Source organism: Acinetobacter sp. CY79 (genome assembly GCF_059515845.1).
This window is the reverse complement of sequence record NZ_JCAKMY010000044.1, coordinates 1-18,033: the sequence shown is the minus strand read 5'-3', so window position 1 is coordinate 18,033 and position 18,033 is coordinate 1. Positions and strand designations below refer to the sequence as shown.

Sequence of the window (18,033 nt, the reverse complement as noted above, 5' to 3'; positions counted from 1 at the left end):
ATCTCATGGCTAAGGCTAAGTTTGAACGTAATAAGCCACACGTTAACGTGGGCACAATTGGTCACGTCGACCATGGTAAAACAACTTTAACAGCTGCAATTGCAACTGTTTGTGCAAAAACTTTTGGTGGCGAAGCGAAAGACTACGCTGCAATTGACTCTGCACCTGAAGAAAAAGCACGTGGTATTACGATTAATACTTCACACGTTGAGTATGACTCAGTTATTCGTCACTACGCACACGTAGACTGCCCAGGTCACGCCGATTATGTTAAAAACATGATTACTGGTGCTGCTCAGATGGATGGTGCGATCCTTGTATGTGCTGCGACTGATGGTCCAATGCCACAAACTCGTGAACACATCCTTCTTTCTCGTCAGGTAGGTGTACCTTACATCGTTGTATTCTTAAACAAATGCGACCTTGTTGATGATGAAGAGCTTCTTGAACTCGTTGAAATGGAAGTTCGTGAACTTCTTTCTACTTATGACTTCCCAGGTGATGATACTCCAATCATCCGTGGTTCTGCTCTTCTTGCACTTAACGGTGACCAAGGTCAATACGGCGAGCCAGCTGTTGTTGCTCTTGTTGAAGCGCTTGACTCTTACATTCCAGAGCCAGAACGTGCAATCGATAAAGCATTCCTTATGCCAATCGAAGACGTATTCTCAATCTCAGGTCGTGGTACAGTAGTGACTGGCCGTGTTGAGTCTGGTATCGTTAAAGTAGGCGAGTCTGTTGAAATCGTTGGTATCCGTGATACACAAGTAACGACAGTTACTGGTGTTGAAATGTTCCGTAAATTGCTTGACGAAGGTCGTGCTGGCGAGAACTGTGGTGTACTTCTACGTGGTACTAAACGTGAAGACGTTCAACGTGGTCAAGTATTGACTAAACCAGGTGCGATCAAACCGCACACTAAATTCGATGCAGAAGTATACGTACTTTCTAAAGAAGAAGGTGGTCGTCATACTCCATTCCTTAACGGTTACCGTCCACAGTTCTACTTCCGTACAACTGACGTAACTGGCGCGATCTCTCTTCAAGAAGGCGTTGAAATGGTTATGCCTGGTGACAACGTAGAAATGTCAGTAGAACTAATCCACCCAATCGCAATGGACCCAGGTCTACGTTTTGCGATCCGTGAAGGTGGTCGTACTGTTGGTGCTGGTGTTGTTGCTAAAGTAACTGCATAATCGTTATGATATTAAAACCGAGGGTTTCGATTCTCGGTTTTGTTATAGGTCAGTAGTTCAATTGGTAGAGCGTCGGTCTCCAAAACCGAATGTTGGGGGTTCGAGTCCCTCCTGGCCTGCCAGATATTTTTAAAAAAAAGCTTGATGCTGGCTCAACTGGTCATATAATAAGTCGCGAATCCTACGACGAGTACAAAAATGTCGAATGATAAATCGCGTGACGCATTAAGCGAAGCGCCAATACCTCAAAGAAACAATTCCGCTGAAGTCGTTCAATCTGGTTCGCCAATTGACGTGGTTTTATGGATTATTGCATTAGTATTATTTGCTGCTGCACTCATGGTAAATCAACAACTTCCAGCATATTGGGCACCGGCGAATAATGTCTGGGTGCGCGTTGGGGTAATTTTGGCTTGTATCGTTGGGGCTTTAGGTTTATTATACGCCACCCATCAAGGCAAAGGCTTTGTTCGTTTGTTGAAAGATGCGCGTATCGAATTACGTCGTGTTATTTGGCCAACAAAGCAAGAAACAGTGACCGCCTCTTGGCAAGTTTTACTTGTTGTAGTTATAACAGCCGTAGGTTTATGGTGTTTTGATTACATTATAGGCTGGTTGATGAAGTTAATTATCGGGTAAATAAGCTATGAAACGTTGGTACATTATTCATGCCTATTCAGGCTATGAAAAACAAGTGATGCGTTCGCTTAATGATCGAATCCAGCGTAGCGCTGTTGCTGATAGCTTTGGTGAAGTCCTTGTCCCTACTGAAGAAGTAGTGGAAATGAAGGATGGTAAGAAACGTAAGTCAGAGCGTAAATTCTTTCCAGGCTATGTGTTAGTCGAAATGGAAATGAATGATGATACTTGGCACATCGTTAAAGAGTGTCCAAAAGTCCTCGGTTTTATTGGTGGTACTGCTGAAAAGCCTGCTCCAATTACGCAAAAAGAAGCTGATGCGATTCTTGCGCGTGTACGCAATACGGGTGAAGCACCACGTCCTAAGACGATGTTTGAACCAGGCGAAGAATTATTGGTTACAGATGGTCCTTTCACAGACTTTAAGGGTGTTGTGGAAGAAGTTCTGTACGAAAAGTCACGTTTAACGTTGACGATTAATGTATTTAATCGTCCAACGCAAGTTGAATTGGAATTTCGTCAAGTCGAAAAATCAATCTAATTTGCATTGGATCGAGAACGCCCGATTTGTGATGAATCGGGCATTGTTGTTGTAACGGTATCGTTACTTAATATATTGGGGAGCCTTCATCGGCGTTTGCACCCAGAGGTAATTTGAAATGGCTAAGAAGATTGACGGCTATATCAAGCTGCAAGTTCCAGCTGGTAAAGCGAATCCATCTCCACCGATTGGTCCTGCACTAGGTCAACGTGGTGTTAACATCATGGCGTTCTGTAAAGAATTCAATGCTGCTACACAAAAAGTTGAAGCTGGTCTTCCAATTCCAGTCGTGATCACTGTGTACAACGACAAGTCGTTCACATTCATCATGAAAACGCCTCCTGCTGCTATTCTTCTTAAGAAAGCTGCTGGTATCCAAAAGGGTTCAGCTGTACCTAACAAAACTAAAGTTGGTAAGTTAACTCGTGCTCAACTAGAAGAAATTGCGACTACTAAAGAACCAGATTTAACTGGTGCTGATTTAGACGCACGTGTACGTACCATTGCTGGTTCTGCGCGTTCTATGGGCTTGGAAGTGGAGCTTTAAGACATGGCTAAATTAACTAAACGTCAAAAAGCGATTGTTGCTGCTGTAGAAGCGCACAAAGTTTACACGCTAGAAGAAGCAGTTGCAGTTTTAGAGAGCCTTCCAGCTCCTAAATTCAAAGAATCTTTGGATATCGCTGTAAACCTTGGTGTTGATCCACGTAAATCTGATCAGGTTGTTCGTGGCGCGACTACACTTCCTGCAGGTACTGGTAAAACTGTACGTGTAGCTGTATTTGCTCAAGGTGCTGCTGCTGAAGCTGCTAAAGCTGAAGGCGCAGATGTTGTTGGTTTTGATGATCTTGCTGAGAGCATCCAAGCGGGTAACCTTGACTTCGACGTTGTGATTGCTGCTCCAGATGCAATGCGCGTTGTTGGTAAATTAGGTACAATCCTTGGTCCACGTGGCTTAATGCCAAACCCGAAAGTGGGTACTGTAACTCCTGACGTTGCGACTGCAGTTAAAAATGCAAAAGCTGGTCAAGCTCGTTACCGCGTAGACAAAGCTGGTATCATCCATGCTGCGATTGGTCAAGTAGGTTTCACTGCTGAAGCTGTTCGTTCAAACGTTGAAGCGTTGGTTGCTGATTTGAAAAGATTAAAACCTGCTACTTCTAAAGGCGTATACATCCAAAAGATCACTTTGAGCTCAACTATGGGTCCTGGTCTTATTGTTGATGTAGCTAACGTTTCTAAATAAGTCTCGACTTACTTACAGAATTTTAAAGCCCTGAGTAAGTTTTAAAGCACTGCTTTGAAACTTACGCAAGAAACGCTCCGTCGTATTTTGCAGACTTAGGCAAACTTTGAATTGATAAATTTAGTTTATCAGCGTCAAAGACCTCGGGCGAGGCGGGTTCTTAGGAGCTCGCTTCTTAAAAGTCCAGTCCGAGTAGACGCGGTGGTGTGATTTTGTTCCTCCTCCGCGTGTAAATCTAGCGATAGATTTACGAATTGGGAGTGTGCTTCGCGTAAGCACATAAATCACCGTTAGGAGGTTTTACAATGGCTCTTCTTATCGAAGGCAAAAAACAGATCGTAGCGGAAGTAACTGAAGTTGCTTCTACTGCATTTGCTGCTGTTGTTGCTGACTACCAAGGTTTAACTGTTGAGCAATTAACTGCTCTACGTGTTGAAGCTCGTAAACTAGGTGTTGCTACTCGTGTAGTTCGTAACACTTTGGCTAAACGTGCTCTTCAAGATACTCAATTTAATATCTTGAATGACAACCTTGTTGGCCCAACAATTTTAGCTTTCTCGACTTCTGCTGATGACATGGGTGCTGCTGCACGCTTGTTCGAAGAATTCGCTAAAACTAATAAAGCATTTGAACTTAAAGCTGCTGCATTTGATGGCAAGGTTTATCAAGGTGCTGAAGTTAGCGTTATCGCTAATCTTCCAAACCAAGAGAAAGCGCTTACTATGCTTGCAAACGTTCTTCAAGCTCCTATTTCGAAATTGGGTCGCTTACTTACAGCGCTCAACGAGAAAAACGAGTCAGAAGCTGCTTAAGCTCAATACTCATTTCACACCATTCAATACCCATTTGGAGTTACTCTCATGGCTTTAACAAACGAAGAAATCCTAAACGCAGTTGCTGAAAAAACTGTTCTTGAACTTGTTGAACTTATTTCTGCTTTCGAAGAGAAATTCAATGTATCTGCTGCTGCTGTAGCTGTAGCTGCAGGTCCTGCTGCTGCTGCTGCTGAAGAGCAATCAGAATTCAACGTTGAGTTGACTTCTTTCGGCGCGAACAAAGTTGCTGTAATTAAAGCAGTTCGTGAAGTTACTGGTCTTGGCTTGAAAGAAGCTAAAGACATGGTTGAAGGCGCTCCTGCTATTCTTAAAGAAGGTATTTCTAAAGAAGAAGCTGAAGAACTTAAGAAAAAACTTGAAGAAACTGGTGCTACAATTACTGTTAAGTAATTTCACCAGGGGTCAGATTTTAAATTGACCCCGAAAAATGGCTGATGGCTCTTGGGTCATCAGCCTTTTTGCGTTACAATAATCGGCTCGATTTTTGTTAACTTGATGTAAAATTCATCAAAAATTAACATTATTAAATAAAATCAAATGCTTACCAATATTTTTCCATGTTTAAAAATATTGTTAAGCGTTTTAATACCACTGAAAATTGCAGCATTTGAACAAGGTGGTGGTCATATCGACCTACGTAATTCCTTCTAAACCCGTTCTGCAGGCGGGTTTAGTTTACTTTCCGAGGACTCCAGATGGCATACTCATATACCGAAAAGAAACGGATCCGTAAGAATTTTGGTAAATTGCCGAGTGTGATGGATGCTCCGTACTTGCTTTCGATTCAGGTCGACTCGTATAGAACATTCCTTCAAGACGGCAAAACACCAAAAAACCGCGAAGATATCGGTCTCCAAGCCGCATTTCGTTCAGTTTTTCCAATCGAAAGCTATTCTGGGAATGCTGCTTTAGAATTCGTTGAGTATAGCCTTGGTAAACCAGAGTTTGATGTTCGCGAATGTATTCTTCGTGGCTCGACTTATGCGGCACCAATGCGCGTAAAAATTCGTCTGATCATTAAAGATCGCGAAACGAAATCTATCAAAGACGTACGCGAACAAGAAGTGTACATGGGTGAAATGCCACTCATGACACAGAACGGTACCTTTGTTATTAACGGTACTGAGCGTGTAATCGTATCTCAATTACACCGTTCACCTGGTGTGTTCTTTGATCATGATAAAGGCAAAACGCATTCAAGCGGTAAAGTGCTTTATTCAGCTCGTATCATTCCTTACCGTGGTTCATGGTTAGACTTTGAGTTCGATGCCAAAGATCTAGTTTACGTTCGTATTGACCGTCGTCGTAAATTGCTTGCGACCGTTGTTCTACGTGCGTTGAATTATACAAATGAACAAATTCTAGACATGTTCTATGAAAAAGTTCCTGTATATCTAGACATGGGTAGTTACCAAATTGACCTTGTGCCTGAACGTCTGCGTGGCGAAATGGCTCAATTTGACATTCTTGATGCTGACGGCAAAGCGATTGTTGAGCAAGGTAAACGTATCAATGCGCGTCACGTACGTCAAATGGAAGCTGCTGGCTTAACGAAGCTTGCTGTTCCTGATGAGTACTTGTACGAACGTATTATTGCTGAAGACGTTAAGCTTCATAATGGCGACGTGATTGCAGCAAACACAGTATTAAGCCATGAAATCATGGTGAAATTGGCTGAAGGTGGCGTTAAACAATTCAACGTACTTTATACCAATGACATCGATCATGGTTCATTCATTGCAGATTCACTTCGTGCTGATACGACTTCGGGTCGTGAAGAAGCGTTGGTAGAAATCTACAAAGTCATGCGTCCAGGTGAGCCACCAACCAAAGAAGCTGCAGAAAACTTGTTTAATAACTTGTTCTTCTCTTCTGAGCGTTATGACTTGTCTCCAGTCGGTCGTATGAAGTTTAACCGTCGTTTGGGTCGTCCTTACGAAGTGGGTACGGATCAGAAGTCTCGTGAAGTTGAAGGTATTCTTTCTAACGAAGATATCATTGATGTATTGAAAACTTTGGTTGAAATCCGTAACGGTAAAGGCGAAGTTGACGATATCGATCACTTGGGTAACCGTCGTGTTCGTTCTGTTGGTGAAATGACAGAAAACCAATTCCGTGTGGGTCTAGTTCGTGTTGAACGTGCGGTTAAAGAGCGTTTAAGCCAAGCTGAAACAGATAACTTGTCTCCACAAGATTTGATCAACGCGAAGCCGGTGGCTGCTGCAATCAAAGAATTCTTTGGTTCAAGCCAATTGTCTCAGTTCATGGACCAAAACAACCCATTGTCTGAAATCACGCATAAACGTCGTGTATCGGCACTTGGACCTGGTGGTTTGACACGTGAGCGTGCGGGCTTTGAAGTTCGTGACGTACATCAAACGCATTATGGTCGTGTATGTCCAATTGAGACACCTGAGGGACCAAACATTGGTTTGATCAACTCATTGTCTGTTTATGCGAAAGCAAACAATTTCGGTTTCTTGGAAACACCGTACCGTAAAGTTGTTGATGGTCGTGTAACCATGGACATCGAATATTTATCTGCAATTGAAGAAGTGGGTACTGTCATTGCACAGGCCGATTCTGCAATGGATAAAGATGGCAATTTGACAGAAGAAGTTGTATCTGTACGTCATCAAGGTGACTTCGTACGTATGCCGCCTGAAAAAGTAACGCATATGGATGTATCTGCTCAGCAGGTTGTTTCTGTCGCTGCGTCACTGATTCCGTTTCTAGAACACGATGATGCCAACCGTGCATTGATGGGTTCAAACATGCAACGTCAGGCTGTGCCTACGTTAATCGCTGACAAACCACTCGTAGGTACGGGTATGGAAGCGAACGTAGCGCATGACTCTGGTGTATGTGTGATCGCGGGTCGTGGTGGTCGTATTGAATACGTAGATGCTTCTCGTGTTGTTATCCGTGTCAACGAAGATGAAATGATCGCTGGTGAAGCTGGTGTAGATATCTACAACTTGATCAAATACACGCGCTCGAACCAAAACACCTGTATTAACCAAAAAGTTCTTGTGAACATTGGTGATAAAGTAGGTCGTGGCGATGTATTGGCTGATGGTCCATCGACAGATGGCGGTGAGCTTGCATTGGGTCAGAACATGCGTGTCGCGTTCATGACTTGGAACGGTTACAACTATGAAGACTCGATTTTATTATCTGAGCGTGTTCTTCAAGAAGATCGCTTAACTTCGATTCATATTCAAGAATTGTCATGTGTCGCACGTGATACTAAGTTGGGCGCAGAAGAAATTACTGCCGATATTCCTAACGTAGGTGAAGCTGCATTATCGAAACTTGATGAATCAGGTATCGTTTATATCGGTGCTGAAGTTTCTGCCGGTGACATTCTTGTTGGTAAAGTAACGCCTAAGGGTGAAACGCAATTGACACCAGAAGAAAAATTGCTTCGTGCAATCTTCGGTGAAAAAGCGGCTGACGTAAAAGACTCATCTTTACGTGTATCTTCATCTGTGAAAGGTACAGTGATTGATGTTCAAGTCTTTACACGTGATGGCATTGAAAAAGATGAACGTGCTCAAGCTATTGAGAAAGCTCAACTAGATGCATACCGTAAAGATTTGAAAGAAGAATACAAAATCTTCGAAGAAGCTGCGCGTGAACGTATTATCCGTTTACTAAACGGTCAAGAATCTAACGGTGGCGGTACAACGAGACGTGGTGACAAGCTCAATGATGCATTGTTGTCAGGTTTAGAGCTTGTTGACTTGTTGGAAATCCAACCTGTGGATGAAGCGATTGCTGAACGTTTAAGTCAAATTCAAGTGTTCTTGAAAGAGAAGAGCCTTGAAATTGATGAGAAATTTGCTGAGAAAAAACGCAAACTTTCGACAGGTGATGAACTGACAACTGGCGTATTGAAAGTTGTTAAAGTTTACTTGGCTGTAAAACGTCGCATCCAACCGGGTGATAAAATGGCGGGTCGTCATGGGAACAAGGGTGTTGTATCAAACATCTTACCCGTAGAAGACATGCCACATGACGCGAATGGTGTTCCTGTTGATATCGTGTTGAACCCACTGGGTGTACCATCACGTATGAACGTGGGTCAGATTCTCGAAACTCACTTGGGTATGGCGGCTAAAGGTCTTGGCGATAAAATCGACAAGATGATGCAAGAGCAACGTACAGTCCTTGAACTTCGTGAATTCTTAGACAAGATTTACAACAAAGTTGGTGGCGAGCAAGAAGATCTTGACAGCTTAACTGATGATGAAATCTTAAAACTTTCTGGCAACTTACGTGCTGGTGTTCCTTTAGCGACACCTGTATTTGATGGTGCTGAAGAGTCACAAATTAAAGACTTATTAGAACTTGGTGGTCTGTCACGTACTGGTCAAACAGTATTGTATGATGGTCGCACAGGTGAGCGTTTTGACCGTCCTGTAACTGTGGGTTACATGTACATGTTGAAACTGAACCACTTGGTAGATGACAAAATGCATGCGCGTTCTACTGGTTCTTACTCTCTAGTGACGCAACAGCCATTGGGTGGTAAAGCTCAATTCGGTGGTCAGCGTTTCGGTGAGATGGAAGTCTGGGCACTAGAAGCATATGGCGCAGCATATACGCTCCAAGAAATGCTGACTGTGAAGTCGGATGACGTTGAAGGTCGTACTCGTATCTACAAAAACATCGTAGATGGTAACCATTTCATGGATCCAGGTATGCCTGAATCGTTCAACGTATTGACCAAAGAGATCCGTTCTTTAGGTATCAACATTGAACTGAAAAATGGTGACTAAGACTCTCCATTAAATCTCCCTAAATCCCTCTTTGAAAAAGAGGGACTTCCCCCTTAACAAAGGGGGACTGAGGGGGATTTAAATTCAGTTAAAAAACAATATTTGTGACCCAGTTGTTGAGTGAAAATCTCCACAACACACGGAGAAAAAAATTGAAAGACTTGCTCGATATCATGCGCAAAAAGACGGATTCAGACGGTCATGCTCCTGTAGAGTTTGACCGCATCCGTATTGGTCTTGCATCACCAGAAATGATTAAGTCATGGTCTCATGGTGAAGTTAAAAAGCCTGAAACCATTAACTATCGTACGTTCAAGCCAGAACGCGATGGTTTATTCTGTGCCAAAATCTTTGGTCCAGTCAAAGATTACGAATGCTTGTGCGGTAAATACAAGCGTATGAAATACAAAGGCGTCATTTGTGAAAAATGTGGCGTTGAAGTAACAACTGCGAAAGTTCGTCGTGAGCGTATGGGTCATATTGACCTTGCATCACCTGTTGCGCACATTTGGTTCTTGAAATCATTACCATCTCGTATCGGTCTGTTATTAGACATGACCTTACGTGATATTGAACGTGTATTGTATTTCGAATCTTATGTGGTTACTGACCCTGGTATGACTCCATTTGAGAAATACCAACTTCTGAACGATGAAGAATACTTCAATGCTTTAGAAGAGCACGGTGATGAATTCACTGCGAAAATGGGTGCTGAAGCGATTCAAGATTTGTTGAAAGACATCGATCTTGAAAATGAGATTTCTCGTTTACGTGAAGAAATTCCAAACACAACTTCAGAAACGAAGCTTAAAAAAGCATCGAAACGTTTGAAGTTGATGGAAGCGTTTAAAGAATCGAACAACAAACCAGAATGGATGGTGTTAACTGTACTTCCAGTACTTCCACCTGATCTTCGTCCGTTAGTTCCGCTTGAAGGTGGTCGTTTCGCGACTTCTGACTTGAATGATCTTTACCGTCGTGTGATTAACCGTAACAACCGTTTAAAACGTCTTCTTGATCTTGCTGCACCAGACATTATCGTACGTAACGAAAAACGTATGTTACAAGAGTCTGTAGATGCATTGCTTGATAATGGTCGTCGTGGTCGCGCAATTACAGGTTCGAACAAACGTCCTCTTAAATCTTTGGCAGACATGATCAAAGGTAAACAAGGTCGTTTCCGTCAAAACTTGTTGGGTAAACGTGTCGATTATTCAGGTCGTTCGGTAATTACCGTAGGTCCTACATTACGTTTACACCAATGTGGTCTTCCGAAGAAAATGGCACTTGAACTATTCAAGCCATTCATTTTCGCTAAACTACAAGCATCTGGCCAAGCAACAACCATTAAAGCTGCGAAGAAAATGGTTGAGCGCGAGACTCCAGAAGTTTGGGACGTTCTTGCATCTGTTATTCGTCAACATCCAGTGATGTTGAACCGTGCGCCAACACTTCACCGTTTGGGTCTTCAAGCATTTGAACCGACCTTGATCGAAGGTAAAGCGATCCGTCTTCATCCGTTAGTATGTGCGGCATTTAACGCCGACTTCGACGGTGACCAAATGGCGGTACACGTTCCATTAACACTTGAAGCTCAATTAGAAGCTCGTGCGTTAATGATGTCGACCAACAACATCTTGTCTCCAGCGAACGGTGAGCCAATCATCGTACCGTCTCAGGACGTTGTCTTAGGCTTGTATTACATCTCTCGTGATGCAATCAATGTCAAAGGTGAAGGCATGGTGTTCGCGGATACTCACGAAGTAAACCGTGCACTTGCGACGGGTCAAGTGGATCTACATGCTCGCGTAAAAGCGCGTGTTCATCAAACTGTGATCGATGACAACGGCAATAGAGAGCAACAAACAATTATCGTGGATACAACTCCAGGTCGTTGTTTGCTCTGGGAAGTTGTGCCTGAAGGCTTAAGCTTCGATATGATCAACCTTGAGATGACCAAAAAGAACATTTCGAAGTTAATCAACTCTTGCTACCGTAAGCTTGGTTTAAAAGATACTGTTATCTTCGCTGACCAATTGATGTACTTAGGTTTCCGTCAAGCGACACGTTCAGGCGTATCGGTGGGTATGGAAGACATGGTGATTCCACCTGCTAAATACGCCATTATTGAAAAAGCTGAAGTTGAAGTACGTGAAATTGAACAACAGTTCGAACAAGGTTTCGTAACTGCGGGTGAGCGTTATAACAAAGTTGTCGATATTTGGGCGCGTACAAATGACCAAGTCGCGAAAGCGATGATGGATAACTTGTCTTTCACTACTGTTAAAAACAAACAGGGTGAAGATGAGAAGCAAAAATCATTCAACTCGATCTACATGATGTCTGACTCAGGTGCCCGTGGTTCGGCAGCTCAGATTCGTCAGTTAGCGGGTATGCGTGGTTTGATGGCGAAACCAGATGGCTCGATCATTGAAACGCCTATTAAAGCAAACTTCCGTGAAGGTTTGACAGTACTTCAGTACTTCATTTCAACACACGGTGCGCGTAAAGGTTTGGCCGATACAGCATTGAAAACCGCGAACTCGGGTTACTTGACGCGTCGTCTTGTAGACGTAGCACAAGATTTGGTGATTACTGAACCAGATTGCGGTACTTTAGACGGTCTTGTTATGACTCCGTTTATTCAAGGCGGCGATGTAATCGAAAACCTTGGTGCTCGAGTATTGGGTCGTGTACTTGCTGAAGATGCGAAGAAACCAGGTTCTGATGAAGTTGTTCTTCCACGTAACACGTTGATTGACGAAAAACTTGCTAACTTCCTAGAAGATAGCGGTGTCGATGAAGTGAAAGTACGTTCAGTTGTCAACTGTGCATCTACTTTCGGCGTATGTGCGAAATGTTATGGTCGTGACCTTGCTCGCGGTCACTTAGTGAACCCAGGTGAATCAGTGGGTGTAATGGCTGCTCAATCCATTGGTGAGCCAGGTACACAGTTAACCATGCGTACGTTCCACGTTGGTGGTGCTGCGAGCCGAACGTCTGCTGCAAACAGCGTACAAGTTCGTAACGGTGGTGCGGTACGTTTCCATAACGTGAAAACTGTACAACACGCGAAAGGGCACTTGGTTTCTGTTTCTCGTTCTGGTGAAATCGGTATTACCGATGATATCGGTCGTGAGCGTGAACGCTATAAACTTCCTTATGGTGCGTCTATCTTGCTTAAAGATGGCGAATCAATTGAAGCAGGTGGTATCGTCGCGACTTGGGATCCGCATACACATCCATTGGTTACAGAAGTTGCGGGTAAAGTACGTTTCAGCCAAATCGCTGACGGCGTAACTGCAACCTCTAAAACTGATGATGCAACAGGTATGACGACTGTTGAAATCCTTCCTGTAACGGCTCGTCCTGCTTCAGGTAAAGATTTACGTCCAGCGGTTGTGTTAGACACAACTGACGGCGGTGAACAGTTCTACTTCTTGCCACAAAATACGATTGTGACTGTCCGTGATGGCGAAACAATTGGTGTGGGTGACGTTATTGGTCGTGTTCCACAAGAAACTTCACGTACTCGTGATATTACCGGTGGTCTTCCACGCGTAGCGGATTTATTTGAAGCACGTAAACCGAAAGAGCATGCAATTCTTGCTGAAATTTCAGGTGTCGTGAGCTTTGGTAAAGAGACTAAAGGTAAAAACCGTCTTGTAATTACGCCGACAGATGGCTCTGAAATTTATGAAGAGCTTATTCCAAAATGGCGTACGATTAACGTGTTCGAAGGCGAGCATGTGAACCGTGGTGAGACGATTTCTGATGGCCCACAAAACCCGCACGATATTTTACGTTTGAAAGGCGAAGTTGCGCTTACAAATTACATCGTGAATGAAGTGCAAGACGTATACCGTCTCCAAGGTGTAAAAATCAACGACAAGCATATTGAAGTAATCGTACGTCAAATGCTTCGTAAAGTTGATATCACTGATGGCGGTGATACAAGCTTCATCAAGGGCGAACAAGTGGATTACATTCGTGTTGTTGGCGAAAACCAAGCTGTACTTGCTCAGAACAAGTTCCCAGCGAAGTTTGAACGTCAATTGATGGGTATCACCAAAGCATCACTTTCTACTGACTCGTTCATTTCTGCTGCATCGTTCCAGGAAACAACACGTGTGTTAACTGAAGCGGCTGTAACAGGTAAAGAAGATGAATTACGTGGCTTGAAAGAGAACGTGGTTGTAGGTCGTTTGATCCCAGCGGGTACAGGTTTGGCTTACCATCTTGAGCGTCGTCGTCAAGAAGCAGAAGCTGCAGAATACGAATTGGTCAATGACTTCTCTGAAGTAGACCAAGCATTCTCTCAAGCATTAAACGAAGATCAATTCTAAGTTTAACTTGAAATAAAAAAGCCACCTTCGGGTGGCTTTTTTATACGAAAATTTAGGGCTAAAAATACTGAATTGAAATGTGAAAGATAAAGCTTTATTTATGATGGATTATTTCCTATATTTAAAATATATGTTTAAAAATAAACATTTTTGCTTATAAATCTTTAAAAATTATATGGGGTTATATCGATGAATCATTCAACTCGTGTGTTGTCTCTGGGTCTACTAACACTGGTTTCAAGCTTTGCCACAGGCAAACCCATGCCAAACTCGATTATTGTAGATGATAAAGCCGTTGTACCTGTCGTTAAAACACAGATCATTCGTAGAGTTGAAGGGCAAGAGCCTGTTCGTACAGTGACTGCAACGATTTTTGAAGTGACTAATCAAGGAAAATATATCGTTGCTCGTGATATTGAGCTGCAAGATAAAGAAAGCACCTTTTCTGAAAAACAAATGTCAAATCCTGTCATTAAGCAGGGTAGTGTTATCGTACCGACATCTAAAATTGAATTGACTACAAAAATTACCCAAGATGGTGAATTGATTGGTGAGAAGAAAACAGTTGATGCTGCTGGTGTGGAAATTAAAAAAGATGGTGAACTGATTCATCGAGAGTTACAACTTGAGCAAATCAGCAATAAACAAGCCCAAGAAAAAGTAACGCATGCTGTTGCTAAAGAAAGTGGTGTTACTACGAGAGATATTGTGATTTTTGGTGAAACCAAAGATGCTGCTGATAAAAATAATGATTAAGTGAATGCTATTCAATTTTACAAAAATAACTCAAATGTATTGGATTGGATAACATGATGCTTTAATTGCATACACAGAAAGTAGGTATGATTAAATCAAACTGCTAGGACAAGGATCTAATCATGAAAAAATTAGCAAGTATCGTTGCTGTTGCAACCATTTCAAGCTTTTTGTTAGCGGGCTGTGAAAGTATGTCACCATCGCAACAACGCGTTGGTGCTGCTGCACTAGGTGGTGCAATTGGTGGTGGTGTCGGTAACAATGTCGGAGGTGGCGTTGGTGCTACACTGGGCGGTGGTGCAGGTGCTGCTGTCGGAAGTAAAACGCAGAGTGGTTCAGATCGTAATGCAACGTATAGTGGCGTAGGTGGTGCTGTAGGTTCAGCGATTGGCAAGAGTATTTTTGGTGGTAACTCTGGTGCAGCGATCGGTGGTGCAATTGGTGGTGGCGCAGGCGCTGCACTTGAGCAAAAACGTTAAGCATTTCAGGCTAAGCTTAAATGTGATTTTGAAAAAAGCGCTTGATATAAGCGCTTTTTTTATTTGAAACGACTGCCATGCGCTTTCTTTCTACGGATGTAAAGGGTTTTACTGACCTTGGCCACACGCGAACCTGATTCATCTAAAATATTGATTTCATAGTTGCGATATACCGGTGCAAAATTATCTGCTAATGCCTTAATGGTATTGATCTCTTCAGCATTTAATCGAAAATCAGCATAGACGGTACTCCGACCCGGTGTTAAAAATTCGATATTAGCGGCTTTATCCCAAACTATATATTTAGACCCTAAATGATGCATCAACAGTGACATATAAAATGGATCAACCATGGCATATAAACTGCCACCAAAATGAACGCCTACAATATTTTTGTTGTGTCGGGTGAGTGGCATTTTGACGCGAATGTGATAATTTTTAAGATCGAGTTTATCAATCACAATACCCGCACCTTGAAAAGGTGCAAAATGATTAAACATATATTTAGAAATAAGCGGGATTGTCGCCAACTTTTTTAAAATACTCATTACGGTCAATTTTTTTTATGGCATGAAATTGCATACTAAATTAGAAAAAATATCCTGACATTGATCAAAATGCCCTAGAGCCGTATTTTATTGGTCAATAATAATACAATAAGGAAGCCGCATTATGCAATTTGAATCGCACTGGATTAGTACCCAAGATCAACAAAAACTTTATGCTAAAACATGGGGTCATCCATCTAAACCCGCTTTGGTTTTAGTTCACGGATATCCTGATAATCAGGAGGTTTGGGAGCTGATCATCGCTCATTTAATTCAAGACTTCTATGTGGTGACTTATGATGTAAGAGGGGCGGGTCAATCTAGTGTTCCCAAACGCATAAAAGCGTACACATTAGCGCAATTATCGCTTGATTTTGAAAGTGTTGTGAATTCGTTACTTCCTAAGCGTTCGTTTCATGTAGCAGCCCATGACTGGGGTTCTATTCAAACTTGGGAGTCGGTGACAGAAGCTAAATTTAAAAATCGAATTTTGTCCTATACCACGATTTCAGGGCCTTGTTTGGATCATGCGGCTTTTTGGATGAGAGAACAGTTTAAGCACCAAAAGCCAAAATTCTTTAAACAATTGATCAAGTCTTGGTATATCGTTTTATTCCAATTGCCTATTGTGGCTCCAACCCTGTGGAATTTTTTAAATCCAGATCGTTGGGAGAAAATTTTTGAAATCTTAGAAGATGCCAAAGGTTTACCTGTTAACCAAAATATTTCTCAAGATGGTGAGCATGGTGTCGCATTGTATAGAGCGAACTTTATTCCTCGTTTAACAATGCCTCGACAGCGCCATGCAATTTGTCCAGTGCAAGCAGTTGTGTTAAAACGTGATAAATACGTCAGTCCAGAATTAATTGATGAAATTCCAAAATGGGTGGAGTCTTTTGAACGTGTAGAAGTGGATGCAAATCATTGGGCAGTGCTAAGCCATTCGGAAGAAATCGCCAGTTATATTCAGAAATTTGCGCAAAAAAATCATAGCTAATTCCAATATATTTTAGCGATTAATGACGTTTAGATAACTGGAGTAATTTTATCTTTAAACTCTGATAAAATGCTCCTTTTTCTTATAATCAAAATTCCTATGTTCGCAATTCTTGCTGCCATTGGGGTCATGTTTGGCCTATCTTTGGCTCGTGTACCTGTGGTTTTTGCCCTGATCATCGGTGCGGTTACAGGCGGTCTTTTAGCTGGGTTAGGTCTTCAAGGAACAATGGAAGCTTTCAATGGTGGTTTGGGTAAAGGTGCTCAAATTGCATTGGCTTATGGTGTTCTTGGTGCCTTTGCACTGACTTTGGCGCGTTCAGGTTTGCCTGACTTATTGGCTTATAAATTGGTCACGATGTTGAAAGGCAAAGGTGATCTTAAAGCGCAAAATCGTGTCAAATATCTGATTTTTGTGACCGTCGCTGTTGCTGCGATTTGTTCACAGAACGTGATTCCGGTGCATATTGCTTTTATTCCAGTCTTGATCCCACCATTACTTAGCGTATTTAACCATCTTAAATTGGATCGTCGTCTGATTGCGTGTGTACTCACGTTTGGTTTGGTTGCAACCTATATGTTGGTTCCATTTGGGTTCGGTGCGATTTTCCTGAATGATATTTTAGGTCAAAACATCAATACTTTTGGTGCGCCATTGGGTTTTAACATTACTTATGACCAAATTCCATCGGCAATGGCTCTCCCTGTGTTTGGCATGTTTATTGGTTTACTTATTGCGATTTTCTTTACTTATCGTAAACCTCGTGAATATGAAGAGCTAAAAGTTGAGAGTACTCAAAAAACGATTTCTGGGGAACTGAATGACGAGTCTGGGCCTGCACAACCTAAAGTGGCTCAATTTACGATTCTCATGGCGATCATTGCCGTAGTTGTGACCTTATGGGTTCAGGTTGAATCTGAGTCAATGATTCTTGCAGGCTTAGTCGGGGTTGCAATTTTAAGCTGCGCAGGCATTTTCAAGTGGAAAGAAGCCGATGATGTGATTATCACGGGTATGCGCATGATGGCGTTGGTTGGGTTTATCATGATTGCTGCGCAAGGTTTTGCTGCTGTGATTTCAGCCACAGGTCAAGTACCTACTCTGGTTGCAGCATCTGTACAGTGGATTGGTGATAGCCAAGGCTTAGCTGCATTTTGGATGTTATTGATTGGTCTATTGATCACTTTAGGGATTGGATCTTCTTTCTCAACTGTTCCTATTTTGGCGATTATTTACGTGCCTTTGTGCCTTCAATTTGGTTTTAGTCCAGCTGCAACCATTGCGATTATCGGGACTGCTGCTGCGCTAGGTGATGCGGGTTCTCCAGCTTCAGACTCCACTTTAGGTCCAACTTCTGGATTAAATATGGATGGTCAACATGATCATATGAAAGACAGCGTGATTCCGACCTTTATTCATTACAACATTCCTTTAATGATTTTTGGTTGGATTGCTGCGATGATCCTTTAATCAACATTTGATCAATATAAAAAGGCGATATATATCGCCTTTTTCTTATTTTAATTCGTATTAAAAAGGTTGGGTTTAGATTTATTTAATAATAAGATCTCCTTAATTTCAATAATGTTATAAGTTAATAATAAAACCAACTAAATTAGTATAATTAATTAAATATTTATAAATATCAATTGTATATAAATATTG

14 protein-coding genes and 1 tRNA gene are annotated in these 18,033 nt (G+C 42.2%); 14 read left to right on the top strand and 1 reads right to left on the bottom strand.

Annotated elements, in window-relative coordinates:
• The first annotated feature begins 5 nt into the window (after positions 1-5).
• The 12 genes from tuf to AC5YCE_RS14360 all read left to right on the top strand — a co-directional run bounded on the left by tuf (position 6) and on the right by AC5YCE_RS14360 (position 14,823).
• A complete protein-coding gene (tuf, locus tag AC5YCE_RS14415) occupies positions 6-1,196 on the top strand; it encodes an elongation factor Tu (protein WP_496125792.1) in 1,191 nt (396 codons plus the stop codon).
• A 46-nt stretch (positions 1,197-1,242) separates the two neighbouring features.
• Positions 1,243-1,318 (top strand) — tRNA-Trp (locus tag AC5YCE_RS14410).
• A 76-nt stretch (positions 1,319-1,394) separates the two neighbouring features.
• Positions 1,395-1,835 carry a preprotein translocase subunit SecE gene (gene secE / locus AC5YCE_RS14405; RefSeq protein WP_496125725.1) on the top strand — a complete coding sequence of 147 codons (441 nt, stop codon included), beginning with the start codon at positions 1,395-1,397 and terminating at the stop codon, positions 1,833-1,835.
• A gap of 7 nt (positions 1,836-1,842) precedes the next feature.
• Positions 1,843-2,376 (top strand): transcription termination/antitermination protein NusG, encoded by a 534-nt coding sequence (gene nusG / locus AC5YCE_RS14400; RefSeq protein ID WP_496125726.1) that lies wholly within the window; start codon positions 1,843-1,845, stop codon positions 2,374-2,376.
• Between the two features lie 118 nt (positions 2,377-2,494).
• Entirely contained in the window at positions 2,495-2,923 is a 429-nt protein-coding gene (rplK, locus tag AC5YCE_RS14395; RefSeq protein ID WP_004868049.1) for a 50S ribosomal protein L11, read from the top strand.
• A gap of 3 nt (positions 2,924-2,926) precedes the next feature.
• Positions 2,927-3,622 (top strand): 50S ribosomal protein L1, encoded by a 696-nt coding sequence (gene rplA, locus AC5YCE_RS14390; protein WP_005095271.1) that lies wholly within the window; start codon positions 2,927-2,929, stop codon positions 3,620-3,622.
• Between the two features lie 305 nt (positions 3,623-3,927).
• The gene (rplJ, locus tag AC5YCE_RS14385) at positions 3,928-4,434 is read left to right on the top strand and encodes a 50S ribosomal protein L10 (RefSeq protein WP_496125728.1); all 507 of its coding nucleotides are present in this window, start codon (positions 3,928-3,930) and stop codon (positions 4,432-4,434) included.
• A 48-nt stretch (positions 4,435-4,482) separates the two neighbouring features.
• Complete coding sequence (gene rplL, locus AC5YCE_RS14380) at positions 4,483-4,848, top strand: 50S ribosomal protein L7/L12 (protein WP_496125729.1); 366 nt, start codon at positions 4,483-4,485, stop codon at positions 4,846-4,848.
• 305 nt (positions 4,849-5,153) lie between these two features.
• Positions 5,154-9,242 carry a DNA-directed RNA polymerase subunit beta gene (rpoB, locus tag AC5YCE_RS14375; protein ID WP_496125730.1) on the top strand — a complete coding sequence of 1,363 codons (4,089 nt, stop codon included), beginning with the start codon at positions 5,154-5,156 and terminating at the stop codon, positions 9,240-9,242.
• Between the two features lie 152 nt (positions 9,243-9,394).
• Positions 9,395-13,588: a DNA-directed RNA polymerase subunit beta' gene (gene rpoC / locus AC5YCE_RS14370; protein WP_496125731.1), complete on the top strand. Its 4,194-nt coding sequence runs from the start codon at positions 9,395-9,397 to the stop codon at positions 13,586-13,588.
• A gap of 189 nt (positions 13,589-13,777) precedes the next feature.
• A complete protein-coding gene (locus tag AC5YCE_RS14365; protein WP_496172494.1) occupies positions 13,778-14,344 on the top strand; it encodes a hypothetical protein in 567 nt (188 codons plus the stop codon).
• Positions 14,345-14,466: 122 nt separating this feature from the next.
• Positions 14,467-14,823: a YMGG-like glycine zipper-containing protein gene (locus tag AC5YCE_RS14360; RefSeq protein ID WP_496172493.1), complete on the top strand. Its 357-nt coding sequence runs from the start codon at positions 14,467-14,469 to the stop codon at positions 14,821-14,823.
• A 59-nt stretch (positions 14,824-14,882) separates the two neighbouring features.
• Here AC5YCE_RS14360 and AC5YCE_RS14355 read toward each other — a convergent pair whose 3' ends face one another.
• On the bottom strand, positions 14,883-15,371 hold the full coding sequence (locus AC5YCE_RS14355; protein ID WP_496172492.1) for a PaaI family thioesterase: 489 nt from the start codon (positions 15,369-15,371) through the stop codon (positions 14,883-14,885).
• Between the two features lie 124 nt (positions 15,372-15,495).
• On the opposite strand from AC5YCE_RS14355, the gene AC5YCE_RS14350 reads away from it, so the two are divergent.
• Together AC5YCE_RS14350 and AC5YCE_RS14345 are read left to right on the top strand one after the other, a co-directional pair.
• The gene (locus AC5YCE_RS14350; protein ID WP_496172491.1) at positions 15,496-16,368 is read left to right on the top strand and encodes an alpha/beta fold hydrolase; all 873 of its coding nucleotides are present in this window, start codon (positions 15,496-15,498) and stop codon (positions 16,366-16,368) included.
• A gap of 99 nt (positions 16,369-16,467) precedes the next feature.
• A complete protein-coding gene (locus AC5YCE_RS14345; RefSeq protein ID WP_496172490.1) occupies positions 16,468-17,838 on the top strand; it encodes a Na+/H+ antiporter family protein in 1,371 nt (456 codons plus the stop codon).
• Positions 17,839-18,033 lie beyond the last annotated feature (195 nt).

Coding starts and splice junctions, on each gene's coding strand:
- tuf (WP_496125792.1), top strand. CDS start 6: ATGGCTAAGGCTAAGTTTGAACGTAATAAGCCACACGTTAACGTGGGC.
- secE (WP_496125725.1), top strand. CDS start 1,395: ATGTCGAATGATAAATCGCGTGACGCATTAAGCGAAGCGCCAATACCT.
- nusG (WP_496125726.1), top strand. CDS start 1,843: ATGAAACGTTGGTACATTATTCATGCCTATTCAGGCTATGAAAAACAA.
- rplK (WP_004868049.1), top strand. CDS start 2,495: ATGGCTAAGAAGATTGACGGCTATATCAAGCTGCAAGTTCCAGCTGGT.
- rplA (WP_005095271.1), top strand. CDS start 2,927: ATGGCTAAATTAACTAAACGTCAAAAAGCGATTGTTGCTGCTGTAGAA.
- rplJ (WP_496125728.1), top strand. CDS start 3,928: ATGGCTCTTCTTATCGAAGGCAAAAAACAGATCGTAGCGGAAGTAACT.
- rplL (WP_496125729.1), top strand. CDS start 4,483: ATGGCTTTAACAAACGAAGAAATCCTAAACGCAGTTGCTGAAAAAACT.
- rpoB (WP_496125730.1), top strand. CDS start 5,154: ATGGCATACTCATATACCGAAAAGAAACGGATCCGTAAGAATTTTGGT.
- AC5YCE_RS14365 (WP_496172494.1), top strand. CDS start 13,778: ATGAATCATTCAACTCGTGTGTTGTCTCTGGGTCTACTAACACTGGTT.
- AC5YCE_RS14360 (WP_496172493.1), top strand. CDS start 14,467: ATGAAAAAATTAGCAAGTATCGTTGCTGTTGCAACCATTTCAAGCTTT.
- AC5YCE_RS14355 (WP_496172492.1), bottom strand. CDS start 15,371: ATGAGTATTTTAAAAAAGTTGGCGACAATCCCGCTTATTTCTAAATAT.
- AC5YCE_RS14350 (WP_496172491.1), top strand. CDS start 15,496: ATGCAATTTGAATCGCACTGGATTAGTACCCAAGATCAACAAAAACTT.
- AC5YCE_RS14345 (WP_496172490.1), top strand. CDS start 16,468: ATGTTCGCAATTCTTGCTGCCATTGGGGTCATGTTTGGCCTATCTTTG.